Here is a 13,815-nt window from a genome sequence, read left to right as displayed (position 1 = left end):
ACACCTTCCTTTTCGCGGATGTGGTCACAACGAAGGGACTGGATTCCTGTTTTTCAACAGCCAGCCAGCGACATCCCGGGGATTTTTTTTGTACTGCAAATAAAACTGGTACTCCTGCGCGGAGAGCGGCACTACGTTTTGCACCTGAAAGCTGACGGTACCGATGCTCGCCGCCATTTCACTTTCAGGGAGCGCTTGCTGGCGGCTGCACACAAGCTCGACGACCGAGTTTGGCTCCTTGACGGGAAACGGGATGCTCGTTTCGAATGGCCCGGCCGGAATGACGTGATGGGCAACGGGCGTCTGGTTGACCATGACGTGCACATGAACGGGCTGGTTGAACAACAGGTTTACGCCTTTGATGACCAGCGCGTGCATCGGCTCGGCCGGATCGACGTGCAGGTGCAGCCGGTAGCGCGGCGGAACCCAGTAAGAAGAATGGCGGTTGCTGTCCACGAGAATCGGCGTGTCGCCGAAAACCCGGTGGCTTTTGAACAGGTCGAGGTACCAGAACACGCCCTTGTCAGGGTAGTGGGTGAGAAAATGGTACAGCCAATGGTTGGCGACTGTGCCGAAGTGGCGGACGCTGGCCAGCAAAATTTCCGGCAGGCCCAGATCGACCTCCAACGCGATAGATTTACAGGCTGGATGCAGGCGGGAGGCAGCGAGAAAGTCCTGGATGTGGCCGACCGCGTACGACTTGGAAATGCGCATCCATAAATCGTAATCCATGCAATAGTGCAAATTTTCGTCCACGCCTCCGACCGCCTGGAACACCTCTTTGCGGACAAAGGCAGACGGCTGGCAGATGATGCAAAACAGAAACAGCGCCTGCCGGGAAAACGGCTTCGTCGGGTAGACACTGGTGATCTTGTCCTCGGCATTGATGTGCAGGGCGTTGCCGTAAACCATGGCCCAGTGCGGATGGGCTGTCAGGGCGTTGATCGCTTTTGCGACGGCGCCAGGCATGTATTTGTCGTCGGAGTTCAACCAGCCGATGATCTGACCGTTCGCCATCGCCAAGCCTTTGTTGATCGCGTGCGACTGACCGCGATCCGGCTCGGAAATGTAGCGGAGGCGGTCCCCCAGATGCGCGTACTCCCGCAAAATTTCCAGCGTGCCGTCGGTAGAGCCGCCGTCGACGACGATGTGCTCGATGTTCGGATAGTCCTGGCTCAAAACGCTTTCGATGGTCTTGCGGATAAAAGCGGACTGGTTGAACGAAGGGGTAATGACACTGACCAGCGGCAGGTCCGGATGTCCCATCAGCCTTCCCCCTTTTTTCGCGCTTGGGCTTGCAGCGTGTCCCGCCAGTATTGCAGCAGGTCGCGCATCGTCTGGCGGAAGGGGATTTCCGGCTTCCAGCCCGTCTGCTCGCAAAAAGCGGTGGCGTCGCCGAGCAAGACCTCCACGTCAGAAGGCCGCAGCCGTTTTGGATCGACCAAAATTTGGACGGGAGCAGAGGTAAAGGAAAGCAGCGTATCCAGCACTTCTTGGATGGTGCGCGTGCTTCCCGAAGAGATGTTGTAGACACTTCCGGGCACGCCCCGTTCCAGTGCGAGCCAGTACGCTTTGACGACATCGCGCACGTCGGTAAAGTCGCGCCTCGCTTGCAAATTGCCTACGTACACGTGCGGGGGCTGCAAGCCGAGCTCGATCTGGGCAATTTGTTTGGCGAAGTTCGAGGTGGCAAACCGCTCTCCTCGTCGCGGACCCGTATGGTTGAAGGTGCGGGTGCGAACGATGGACATCCCGTAGCTTTGATAATATTGGTAGCCGAGAAAGTCCTGCGCGATCTTGCTGACGGCGTACGGACTTTGCGGGCGCAACGGGTTCGTTTCTTGCACGGGCAATTCTCCCGGATAGACAAGGCCGTATTCCTCGCTGGAGCATGCCACCTGGATTTTGCACGGGATATCCGCCGCTCTGACCGCTTCAAAAATGTGCAGTTGGCTGACGATGTTGTTCATTAACGTTTCGGCAGGAGAGCTCCAGGAGGCGGGGACGAAGCTTTGGGCAGCGAGGTGGTAAATATGCTCCGGCTTGATCTGGGCAATCGTCTGTTCGACAGCTTCGCGGTCTTGCAGCTCGCATTCCACGAGCCGGATGTGATCCACAATATGCGCGATATGGTCCATCCGGCTGCGTGCCCGGTAGGTTCCGTAGATTTCGACGTCGCCTCGCGCGAGCAGGTACTCTGCCAAATGGCTGCCGGCAAAACCGGTAATGCCTGTAATCAAAGCTTTCAAGAGGCGTCCCCCCTTGTTCGTGATGGTTTGGCGAATACAGGCGAACCGCCTGAAAAGCGAGAAAGCAGATGCTTTATATATAGTAAAAACATGCACAGGCTGGCACGGCGAATGTCTTTTGCGGCTCGACAGTTTGCAGGGCGCATGAAAAAGGAAGGGCAGGTGCTGTACGCCTTTTTATGGAACAAGGGGAGCAAATGACTAAGCCTTTTGGCCGCATCCCAAATACGATGAAGAAAAGAGCGCCAAAAGGGAGGTGCACAACCGAGATGGACTCCATCAATCGCTATGAAAAGCGAATTTTCTCACAAAACGGCGAAGACGGCATCGTCGAGGAACTGTTTTCCAGAATCGGGACGACGAATCGGTTTTTTGTTGAATTTGGCGTCGAGACGGGCGAGGAATGCATGTCTCGCAATCTGGCCTGCGTGCACAACTGGTCCGGGATTCTGCTGGAGGGGCACCCGCTCAAGCATCTGTACTTGCAGCAAAATTACGCCGTCTATCCCCAGGTAGCTACTCATCAGGCGTTCATCACGATGGAAAACATCGCGGCCCTGTTTGCCCGCTTGCAGGTTCCGCCAGAATTTGATTTGCTGACGATTGATCTGGACGGGATTGATTACTGGGTGTGGAAAGCGCTGCACGCCTACAAGCCGCGAGTGGTGATTATCGAATACAACGCGTCTTTTCCTCCGCCGCAAAAACGGGTGGTCGCCTACGATCCGGCGTTTTCGTGGAAAGGGACCACCTATTTTGGCGCGAGCCTGACTTCCTTGGCCGAATTGGGGAAAAAGCTCGGCTATGCGCTCATCGGGACGGACTCGCGCGGGGTGAACGCCTTTTTTGTTCGCCGTGATTTGCTTGCGCGATCCGGCTTTGCCGAGCTTACTCCGGAAGCAGCCTACCATCCGCCAAGCTACGGCGCTGCCGGAGGGGGCCATCCGCACGGAACAGGCCCCTGGCTGGAAATCTAGGCGGGCAAAAGCTGCTCGAGATAGGCAAGAACCGCTTTTTTGATGTCCGCCAGCGATTGCAGCGCAGCTTTCTCTGATGTGTCTTTCACGCCAAAATAAAGCTTGATTTTCGGCTCCGTGCCAGAGGGGCGGATGCAAAACCAGCCGTGCTCGCCCAGGGTGTACTTCAAGCCATCGCTTGCGGGCAAGGGCAAAGGCTCCGATTCGTTCGTCGCCGACAGCCAGCGCTTGCCGTGCAAATAGTCGTCAATCGAGCTGACGCGATGTCCTTCGACAGATGCCATCGGCTTGCTGCGCAGAGCGGCGAGGATGGCGGTCATCGTCTCCATTCCGGCTTTGCCCGGATACGTGATGGAAACGAGGTCCTCCCGGAAGTAGCCGTACGTTTCGTACAGCTCCTGCAAACGCCGGTGCAGGCTGGAGCCTTGCGCGAGCTGGCAGGCACACGCGTCCGCCAGCAAAAAGGCTGCCTGCACCGCGTCTTTGTCCCGGACAAATTCACCGCGCAAGTAGCCGCAGCTTTCCTCCAGCCCAAACAAAAACGCATGCGCGCCGCTTTGCGCGAACTCGTGAATTTTTTCGCCGATGTATTTGAACCCGGTCAACGTATCTATTGTGGCGACTCCGTAGTCGGAGGCGATCGCCCGAACCATTTCCGAGGTGACGACGGTTTTCACGACGGCAGCCTGGGCCGGCAGCGTCCCCGCCTGCTTTTCTTGCGACAAAAGATAGTCGAGCAGCAAGACGCCTGTCTGATTTCCGTTCAGGATGAGATGCTGGTTCGGCCCTGTCCGGATCGCCACCCCCAGCCTGTCTCCATCGGGATCGGTGCAGATGATGAGGTCTGCGCCTTTTTTGCGTGCCTGCATCAGCGCCAGCCGGAAGCTTTCCGGCTCTTCCGGATTGGGCGTGGCGACCGTGGGAAACAGCGGATCAGGCTTAGCTTGCTCCGAGACGACTTTGACCTGCGTAAAGCCAAAGGCCTGCAAGCCTTGCGTGATCGGCGCGAGGGTCGTGCCGTGCAGGGGGGAAAAGACGATTCGCGGCTGGTGCGTGCGGAGGGCAAGCTCGGCGGCGGGGAGGCGCAACTGTTTTTGACAGGCCATGTAGGCGGCAAACACTTCGTCCCCGATCATCTGCAGCAGGCCGTTGTTGATGAGCGCACTCACTTCGCTCGTGCCGATTCGCAGTTCGTCTCCGGCCTCCTCGATTTTGGCAAAAATCCGCGCCGCTGCTTCCGGCGGGATTTGGCCCCCGTCTGCTCCGTAAATTTTGTAGCCGTTGTATTCGGGCGGATTGTGACTCGCCGTGATGACGACCCCTGCGCTCGCTCCCAGGTGGCGTACAGCAAACGAGAGCAGCGGCGTCGGGCACAGTTGCTCGAACAGGCAGGCTGTCAGGCCGTAATGGCCGAGCACTTTTGCCGTCTCCAGGGCGAATGTGTACGAATCGGCGCGCGAGTCGTAGGCAATCGCCACCTTTTGCGCGGCCGGGTCTGTCCCTTGTTCAAGCAGGTGCAGGGCAAGACCAGCGGTAGCTTTGCGGATCGTGTACACGTTGATCCGGTTGATTCCCGGACCCATGACGCCGCGCATGCCACCCGTTCCGAAGGCAATCGGCTTGTAAAAGCAGTCCTCCAGCTTTTTTTCGTCGCCTGCCAACTGTTCGAGCTGGCGGCGAAGCTCAGGTTCCAGGTCTGAATATTCGTTCCAGCGTGTATAATGTACCCGCCAATCTGTTGTCATGGTTGTCTTCACTCCCACCGAAAAATGCTGGTCGTTGCTTTAAGATATTACCGGGCGGGGAGGGGAGTGAAGGCTTCTTGGCAAAATTGCTTTCGGCTGCGGCCGTCAGGGGCTTGCCCGAAGCTGGCTATGGGAAGAGGCGCAAAACATTTGCCAGCCGGTTTGCATATAAATAAAACAGTGCGAAAATTGCCGTGCTGGACAGCACAGGAGCCAGCAAGGCCGACGCCGTGCGCTTTTCGATGGCGGGAGGCAGTCGGCTCGCTGCTATGGCAACGAGGGGAGATGTGGCTGATGAAAACCGCTTTCCTTACAGGAGTCACCGGGCAGGATGGCGCGTATTTGGCAAAATTTTTGCTGGAGAAAGGCTATCGCGTGGTCGGACTGGTACCGCGCCGCAGCACCGTGGACCGCTGGCGGCTGGAGTATTTGGGCATCGCCGACGAGGTGGAGTACAAGGACGGCGACATTTTGGATCTGGCGTCCCTGACGAGGGCGCTCAAGACGACGAAGCCTGACGAAGTGTACCACTTGGCGGCGCAAAGCTTTGTCGGCTCCTCGTGGGAGCAGCCGATTTTGACGGCGCAGTCGACCGGGATGGGGGTTTTGCACGTCCTGGAGGCGATCCGCGAGACAAATCCGGCAATCAAAATGTACCAGGCCTCCTCCAGCGAGCTGTACGGGCTGATCCAGGAGCCGCAACAATCGGAGCAAACGCCTTTTTATCCGCGCAGTCCGTACGCCGTATCCAAGCTGTTCGGGTACTGGATGACGAAAAACTATCGCGAAAGCTTCCAAATGTACAGTTGCAACGGCATTTTGTTCAACCATGAGTCGCCTTTGCGCGGGCTTGAGTTCGTAACCCGAAAAGTGACGCACGCCGTCGCCCGCATCGTCGCGAACAAGCAAAAAGAGCTGCGGCTGGGCAACATCCAGGCGAAGCGCGACTGGGGCTTTGCAGGCGATTTCGTAGAGGCGATGTGGCTCATGCTGCAACAGGAGAAGCCGGACGACTACGTCATTGCGACCGGAAAAACATCGACGGTCGAGGACATGTGCAAAATCGCCTTTGACTACGTCGGGCTGAACTATCAGGATTATTTGGTGATTGATCCAGACCTGTACCGCCCGGCAGAAGTCGACGTCCTGTTGGGCAATCCGGAAAAAGCGAAGCGCAAGCTGGGCTGGGCACCGAAGACAAAGCTGGCCGAGCTGATTCACATGATGGTCGAGGCCGATCTGCAGCGAGTGGCAAAAGCGTAAAGTAGCGAACCAATAGCGACACCCTATTTCTGGCGAACCAAAAGAAAAGGGGTGTTTTTTTGTGGGAACGAAAATGAGTCAACCTATTACTGTAAATAAGCAACCTGTTAAGTCTGATAGGATAGCCAGTTTATGCCGCGAACTGGCTTCTTTTTATCTCGTTACAGCGATAAACTTGCAGAAAATTCGCCTTTGAGTGTAATTTTCAGACGTTGGCACGCATCTTGCTTTAGAGAAGAGGTACAAACATTCCAACTTTACTCGCCAAAAGGAGACTTTGTTATGAATGTAGTTGCCAACGTGTACCGGGGGGAACAGGTGGAAAGCTCTCACCTTGGTCACATTGCGGTTGTGGATTTTGCAGGCACATTGCTTTACTCATTCGGCGATCCACACCGAATGACATATGCCCGATCGAGCATGAAGCCGTTGCAGGCGATTCCGGTTGTGGAGACGGGGGCTGCGGACCGTTTTGGATTTGAGCCAGCCGATCTGTCGCTTTGCTGCGCCTCCCACAGCGGAGAGCCGCGCCACCGCACCCGTGCGCTGTCGATGCTGGCGCGCGCAGGCCAGCCGGAAGCGACCTTGCAGTGCGGGACACACGTCCCTCGCCACGAGGAGAGCTACAAGGAGCTGATCCGGGAGGGCAAGCCGCTCACGCCGGTATTTTCCAACTGCTCCGGGAAGCACTCGGGGATGATCGCGACTGCGACGCACATGGGCGAAGATGTCACGACGTACCATCTGCCAGAGCATCCGGTGCAGCAGCGGATTCTCGATGTAGTGGAAGACATCACCGGCTATCCGAAAGAGAAGATCAATCTCGGGGTGGACGGCTGCGGCGTCCCTGTTCATCAGTTGCCGCTCGCCCACTACGCCTGGGCTTTTGCCAAGCTGGCCAAGCCAGAGGTGATCGCCAATCCGGAGCGCCGCAAAGCGGTAGAAAGAATTACCGCAGCGATGACCGCCCATCCCGAAATGGTCGGGGGCGAAAACCGCTATTGCACCGATCTGATGACCGCTTTTGCCGGGCGCATCGTCGGCAAGGCAGGCGCCGAGTCCGTCTACTGCCTGGGCGATCGCCAAACAGGTCTTGGCATCGCGGTCAAAATCGAGGATGGCGGCCCGCGCGCGATCAATCCGGTCGTGAACGAGGTTCTCCGTCAGCTCGGAATCGGCACGGACGGCCCGCTTGAAGCGCTCGCGGAATATACGAATCCGCCGATCAAAAACATGAGCGGAAACGTCGTGGGCCGAATCGAAACGCCGTTTTTGCTGACCAAAACTAGCGTGGTCTTAGGGGTATAAGCGGCAGCTTCCTGATCGTTGCCGTTTATCTATAAAGATTTTGCAAAAGAAGAAGGGGGTCACACCAAATGAAGTTGCAAAAAGGATGGAAGCTGCTCAGCACGGCGGCTCTTGTCGCGGTTCTGGCCGTGACAGGTTGTAGCCAGTCGGCAGCTCCGGCTAAGACGGGAGAAGGAACTGCTCCTGCCGCCCAGCCAACAGGCGATGCGGGTGGACAAGCTGACGCGACAGCGCGGCTGAAGCTCAATCTGAAGACAGAACCACCATCCCTCGATCCGCCAAAAGGCTTCGACAGCACCTCCAATGAAGTGCTGAACGCGACGATGGAAGGTCTGGCACGTCTGGACAAAGACCACAAGCCACAGCCTGCCATGGCGGAAAAATGGTCCGTGAGCGAAGACGGGAAGACGTACACGTTTACGCTGCGCGACAGCAAATGGTCCAATGGCGATCCGGTTACTGCGCAAGACTTCGAGTTCGCCTTCAAGCGCATCGTCGACCCGAACAACGCGTTCCCGTCTGCCTTCCTCGCGTATTACATCGAGGGCGCGGAAGAGTACAACAAAGGAACCGGAACCGCAGACGGCGTGAAAGTAAAAGCGGTGGACGAAAAGACGCTGGAAGTGCATCTGAAAGCGCCGGCAGGCTTCTTCCTGCACATCCTCACGCAGCCGACCTTCTTCCCGGTGAACAAAAAAGTCGTGGAAAGCAATCCGAAATGGGCTGAGAACGCTTCGAGCATCGTGACCAACGGCCCGTTCAAAATGGAAGACTGGGTGCATGACCAGTCCGTCAAGCTGGTGAAAAACGACGGCTACTGGGATCGCGACTCCGTCAAATACGCGGGGATCGACTGGGTAATGGTCAACGACGAGAACACGCAATACCAGATGTACTCGACAGGACAGTTGGACATGATCCAGACTGTGCCGAACGACCTGAAGAAAAAGCTGATCGACTCCGGCGAAGCGAAAGTAGAATCCGAGGCAGCCATCTACTACTACCGGATGAACACCGAAATGCCGCCGTTTAACAACGTCAACATCCGCAAAGCGTTCGCCCTGGCAATCGACCGCCAGACGCTGATCGACAACGTAGTCCAAGGCAAGCAGGCACCAGCACTCGCGCACGTGCCATTCGGCTTCCCTGAGCCGGAAGGCGGAGACTTCCGCGAAAAAGGCGGAGATTTCATCAAGGACAACGACATTGAACAGGCAAAAGCCCTGTTGAAAAAAGGGATGGAAGAGGAAGGCTGGACAACTTTGCCGCCTGTAACCATGACCTACAACACGAGCGACGCGCACAAAGCTATCGCGCAAGTTTTGCAAGAAATGTACAAGAAAAACCTCGGCGTAGACGTGAAGCTGGAAAACAAAGAGTGGAAAGTTTTCCTCGATGAGCAGCGCGCTCGCAAGCTGCAATTCTCCCGTTCCACCATTCCGGCCGATTACGGCGATCCGGTCAACTACCTGGAGCTGTTCGTCACCGATCACCCTGGAAACCGCATCAACTACAGCAACAAAGAGTACGACGCCCTGGTAGAAAAAATCCGCAACACCGCAAACGAAACCGAGCGCTTCAAGCTGATGCACGACGCAGAAAAAATCTTTATGGAAGACATGCCGCTTGTGCCAATCTATTTCAGCACAAAAGTATTCATGGACCAGCCGAATGTGAAAGGCATCATTCGCCATCCAGTAGGGACACTTGACTACAAATGGGTAGAGATCGGAAAGAAATAGTAGAATAGACGAAAGACAGGAGCGCAAGGGAATCTTGTGCTCTTGTCTTCACACTACATCTTGGAGCGAGTGTCATGGCGAAAAAAACGATTACGTTTGTTGCGAAAATGGACGAGTTTCTGCAATCCGTCGTCAGTCAATGCCACGAATTGGGGATATCTGAAGACATCCATGTGGAAGCGATCCGCGTCGATCAGCTTCCGTTTCGACCGATTACACCGGGGGCTTTGGTGGTGGTGTCCACGAAAAGCATCGTGCCGCTGGTAGAACCGTACCTGCCTGGCGATTCCGGCATTCTCATCGCCAAGCGCATGCTGCCGTATCACAATTTGCGCGGCATGCTGGAAATTCCGAAGGGAGTCAAGGTGCTTCTGGTCAGCGATACGAAGGAAACCGCCGAGGAAAACGTGGATTTGCTGCGGGCGTCGGGCATGGATTTCGAGCTGTACCCGTATTACCCGGGGGCGGAATACCCGGCAGATATCGAAATCGCGGTCACGCCTGGCGAAGCGGAGCACGTCCCGCCGAACATCCGCAAAGTGGTCGACATCGGGTTCCGGATTATTGACCTGTCCACCTGGATGGCCATCTACTCGCATTTTGACAGTGGAAATTTCCAAAAGGTGACGGCGCGAGCCATGCAATCTTTGGTCTACATCACGAAAGAGCTGAACAACGAGATTCAGCATGCGCACCTTTTGAGCAAATACTTGGAAGCGATCGTCAACCGGATCGAGGATGCGATCATCGCTTTTGATGAAAAGGAACGGATTCGCTTCATCAATCAAAAAGCGATCGAGTCGCTGCACCTGGAAGGCAGGCAAGCGGTAGGAGAGCGCGCAGCCGACTGTCTTCCGTCTGACTTTTACGAGCTGATCCGGCAGTGTGAAGAAAACGAGGACGTGCTGGTAGATTGGGCGAACAAAACCTACTTTTTCCGCAAGATGCACATTGTCATGGAGGGCAGCTTTTTGGGGAGCCTGATCTTGTTCCGCAAGGCGGCGGAAATCGAAAAGCTGGAGCACGATTACCGCCTGCGCCTGTACAGCAAAGGGCTGGTTGCCAAATACCAGTTCGAGGATATTTACGGCGAGAGCCCCTCTGTGCAAAAGGTGATCCAGATCGCCAAAAAAATTGCCCGGAGCAATTCGACGGTGCTTTTGCTCGGCGAGACGGGAACCGGAAAGGAATTGCTCGCCCAGGCTATCCACAACGCCTCCCCGCGCAGGCGCGAACCGTTTGTCGGCGTCAACTTCGCGGCGATTTCCGAATCGCTTTTGGAAAGCGAGCTGTTCGGCTACGAGGAAGGAGCGTTTACGGGGGCGCGAAAAGGCGGCCATATCGGCTGGTTTGAGCTGGCCCACAAAGGAACGATTTTTCTCGATGAGATTGGCGATGCCAGCGGGGCGATTCAAAATCGGCTGCTGCGGGTGTTGCAGGAGCGCCAGATCATGCGCGTCGGAGGCAGCAAAGTCATTCCGACGGACATTCGCGTCGTCGCAGCCACCAACCAGGACTTGCAGAAAATGGTGGCGGAAGGCTCCTTCCGCGCGGATTTGTACTACCGGCTGAACATCTTGCCGATTCATTTGCCGCCGCTGCGCAAGCGCAGGGAGGACATCCCGTGGCTGGTGCAGCAGTTTGTGAAAAAATACTCGCTCGACTTGCGGCGCCCGCCGTTCACCCTGACGCGCGAAGCGATGAAGGCGCTGGTGGAGTACGATTGGCCCGGCAACATTCGCGAGCTGGAAAACGTCATCGAGTATTTGGCGCATGTCGTCGAGGAAGAAGCGTATGTGCATCATTTGCCGTTTTTAAGCGAAGTGCCGGAAGTGCCGCTGGCAACAGACGGGCTGGAGGAATGGTTCGAGCCGATACGCGCCGAGTACGCGCGGCGAGGCTTTTTGCAGGAGATCATCGCGATTTTGCAGGAGCTGGGAGCGGGCAGCGGCGGCCGTTACTCCTTGATGGAGCAGCTTGGCGAGCGCGGTGTGGCGCTTTCGTCGCAACAGCTTCGCTACCGCTTGAAGCTCATGCAGCAAGACGAGCTGATCCATGTAGGAAAAGGAAGGCAGGGAAGCCAGATTTCCGCCAAGGGCGAATCGTTTCTGGCCTTCCTGCAGCAGAGGAAAGCAGGTGGACAAAAATGAGCGAGTACTGGAAAGAGCAGGCGTTGTTACAAAAAGCAGCGTTTGTCGAAGACGTGAAGGCATTTCTTTCGATCAACAGCATTGAAGATATGACGACCGCAACCGCAGGCAAGCCGTTCGGGGAAGGGGTGGCGGCGGCGCTGGAGTCGCTGCTTGCGCGCGGGGCGCAGGACGGCTTTTGGACGAAAAATCTCGACGGCTACGCGGGCACGATTGAGCTTGGCGACGGCGAAGAGGAAGTCGGCGTGCTCGTCCATATCGACGTCGTCACCGTTGGCGAGGGCTGGACGACTCCGCCCTTTGAGCCGACCATTCGCGATGGCCGCCTGTACGCCAGAGGGGCGCTCGACGACAAAGGGCCGGCTCTGGCCGCCTACTATGCGCTTCGGCTGGTGCGCGATTCCGGGCTGGCGCTCACAAAACGGGTGCGGCTGATTATCGGGACAGACGAAGAGAGCGGCTGGCTGTGCATGAAGCACTTCATGGAGCACGACCGCGTGCCGCCGATCGGCTTTTCGCCGGATTCGTCCTTTCCGATGACCCATGCGGAAAAAGGCCAGATCAACCCGACCCTCACCATCGCTCCCACGCAAGCGAGTGCAGACGGGGAGGATCGCTTGCGGCTCCTGTCGTTTGTTTCCGGCGATCAAGGAAACAGCGTGCCGGACAAGGCGGAGGCTGTCGTTTGCCTCGGGGCTGCGGCTGGGGAGCAGCTCGCTTTGGCGCAGCTTGCGTCGCAGTGGGAACAGTTTTTGCAGGAAAAAGCGACAAGCGGGCGGATGGAGCAGCTTGCGCCAGACAGGCTGAAGTTCACCGTGGCCGGAAAGCCCGCGCATGGCATGGCGCCAGAAGAAGGCGTCAACGCGGGAACGCTGCTCGCCTGTTTCTTGCGGGAGCGGTCGTTTGAAGGTTCTGCCTCTTCGTTTCTTTCGCTCTTGTCAGACATTATTCACGAAGACTATTACGGGCAACGTTTGCAGCTCGCTTGCGAGGACGACGTATCCGGCAAGCTGACCGTCAACGCAGGGATTTTGCGCTACAGCGAGACGGACGGGGGCAGCGTTCGCCTGAACATCCGCTATCCCGCGACTATCTCCTGTGAGGAGTACGTGGAAAAGCTGAAAAAACGGGTAGCGGAGCTGGGCTGGACGATTGATAGTCTGCGCACCTCGAAGTCGCACTACGTGCCGAAAGACCACCCTGTCATTCAAACCTTGTCCAAGGTGTACGAGGAGCATACAGGCCAGCCCGCTACGCTGCTGTCGTCCGGCGGTGCGACTTACGCGAAAATCATGCCGTATGGCGTAGCTTTCGGACCGTTGTTTCCAGGCAAGGAATCGACTGCGCACCTGATCGATGAATACGTCGAGATCGACGACCTGCTGCGGGCGATGGCGATATACGCCCACGCCATTTACGAGCTGGCCAGATAAACGAGGAGGAACTCCATGTCAAACTACCTGGTGAAACGCGTTTTGATGATGATCGTCACGCTTTGGATCATCGTGACGCTGACTTTTTCCTTGATGCATGCCATTCCGGGAAATCCGTTCGCCTCCGAGTCGGATCAGTTGCCGGAGCAGATTTTGAACAACCTGCGGGCAAAGTACAATCTCGATCAGCCGTTGCCCGTCCAATACGTGCTCTATTTGAAAAACTTGCTGCTGCTCGATCTGGGGCCGTCGATCAAGTCGGACTCGCGCGGCGTCAATGACATGATCGCCGACGGCTTTGGCGCTTCGGCCTGGCTGGGGGCGCAAGCGATCCTGATTGCGCTCGTGTTCGGGATCACGTTTGGCATCGTGGCGGCGCTCAACCGCAACAAGTGGCTGGATTACGTGGCGATGGCCCTGGCAGTACTCGGGGTAGCGATTCCGAGCTTTATTATGGCGCCGCTGCTCATCAACTTTTTTGCGATCAAGCTCCCGGTTTTTCCGGTGGCGACATGGGGCACGTGGATGCATACCGTGCTGCCGTCGCTCGCCCTCGCGTTTGGTCCGGTCGCCGTCATTACGCGGTATATGCGGGCCAGCATGATTGAAGTGATGAACCAGAACTACATCCGCACAGCGGAAGCGAAAGGCATTCCGATGTTCATCATCGTGCTGCGCCACGGAATCCGCAACGCGATTTTGCCTGTCGTGACGTTTCTCGGCCCGTTGATCGCTTCCTTGATTACCGGAACGTTTGTCGTCGAGAAAATTTTTGCGATTCCCGGCATCGGGAAATATTTCGTAGACGGCATTTTTAACCGCGATTATCCCGTCATTTTGGGGACGACCATTTTTTACAGCGCGATTTTGATCGTGACGATTTTTTTGATCGATATCGCATATACGCTGATCGACCCGCGTATCAAGCTGACCAACAAGGAGAGATAG

10 protein-coding genes are annotated in these 13,815 nt (G+C 56.7%); 7 read left to right on the top strand and 3 right to left on the bottom strand.

Features of this window, described 5'->3' with window-relative positions:
* Positions 1-24: 24 nt before the first annotated feature.
* Together AC27IT_RS03765 and AC27IT_RS03760 are read right to left on the bottom strand one after the other, a co-directional pair.
* On the bottom strand, positions 25-1,266 hold the full coding sequence (locus AC27IT_RS03765; RefSeq protein ID WP_197186400.1) for a glycosyltransferase family 2 protein: 1,242 nt from the start codon (positions 1,264-1,266) through the stop codon (positions 25-27).
* Positions 1,266-2,249, bottom strand: coding sequence for a GDP-mannose 4,6-dehydratase (locus tag AC27IT_RS03760; protein WP_025848174.1), 984 nt, complete (start codon positions 2,247-2,249; stop codon positions 1,266-1,268). Before AC27IT_RS03760 ends, AC27IT_RS03765 begins: the two co-directional genes overlap by 1 nt.
* A 269-nt stretch (positions 2,250-2,518) precedes the next feature.
* On the opposite strand from AC27IT_RS03760, the gene AC27IT_RS03755 reads away from it, so the two are divergent.
* Entirely contained in the window at positions 2,519-3,226 is a 708-nt protein-coding gene (locus tag AC27IT_RS03755) for a hypothetical protein (RefSeq protein ID WP_197186401.1), read from the top strand.
* On the opposite strand, the gene AC27IT_RS03750 is transcribed toward AC27IT_RS03755, so the two are convergent.
* Positions 3,223-4,971: a phospho-sugar mutase gene (locus AC27IT_RS03750; RefSeq protein ID WP_238501456.1), complete on the bottom strand. Its 1,749-nt coding sequence runs from the start codon at positions 4,969-4,971 to the stop codon at positions 3,223-3,225. The two genes, AC27IT_RS03755 and AC27IT_RS03750, sit on opposite strands and share 4 nt — an antisense overlap.
* 294 nt (positions 4,972-5,265) lie before the next feature.
* Here AC27IT_RS03750 and AC27IT_RS03745 point away from each other — a divergent pair, with 294 nt between their 5' ends.
* From AC27IT_RS03745 to AC27IT_RS03720, 6 genes are all read left to right on the top strand, one after another.
* Positions 5,266-6,234, top strand: a complete 969-nt coding sequence (locus AC27IT_RS03745) for a GDP-mannose 4,6-dehydratase (protein ID WP_005833747.1) — start codon at positions 5,266-5,268, stop codon at positions 6,232-6,234.
* 282 nt (positions 6,235-6,516) lie between these two features.
* Positions 6,517-7,542 (top strand): asparaginase, encoded by a 1,026-nt coding sequence (locus tag AC27IT_RS03740; protein ID WP_005833746.1) that lies wholly within the window; start codon positions 6,517-6,519, stop codon positions 7,540-7,542.
* A gap of 68 nt (positions 7,543-7,610) precedes the next feature.
* Entirely contained in the window at positions 7,611-9,284 is a 1,674-nt protein-coding gene (locus AC27IT_RS03735) for a peptide ABC transporter substrate-binding protein (RefSeq protein ID WP_005833744.1), read from the top strand.
* Between the two features lie 74 nt (positions 9,285-9,358).
* Positions 9,359-11,434: a sigma-54 interaction domain-containing protein gene (locus AC27IT_RS03730; RefSeq protein ID WP_197186402.1), complete on the top strand. Its 2,076-nt coding sequence runs from the start codon at positions 9,359-9,361 to the stop codon at positions 11,432-11,434.
* Positions 11,431-12,867 (top strand): dipeptidase PepV, encoded by a 1,437-nt coding sequence (pepV, locus tag AC27IT_RS03725; RefSeq protein WP_340673222.1) that lies wholly within the window; start codon positions 11,431-11,433, stop codon positions 12,865-12,867. The genes AC27IT_RS03730 and pepV overlap by 4 nt, the downstream gene beginning before the upstream one ends.
* Positions 12,868-12,882: 15 nt before the next feature.
* Entirely contained in the window at positions 12,883-13,815 is a 933-nt protein-coding gene (locus AC27IT_RS03720; RefSeq protein ID WP_005833739.1) for an ABC transporter permease, read from the top strand.

The organism is Brevibacillus sp. YAE8 (assembly GCF_057543335.1).
Note: the sequence above shows the minus strand (reverse complement) of the source record. Positions and strands in the feature narration are given on the sequence as shown.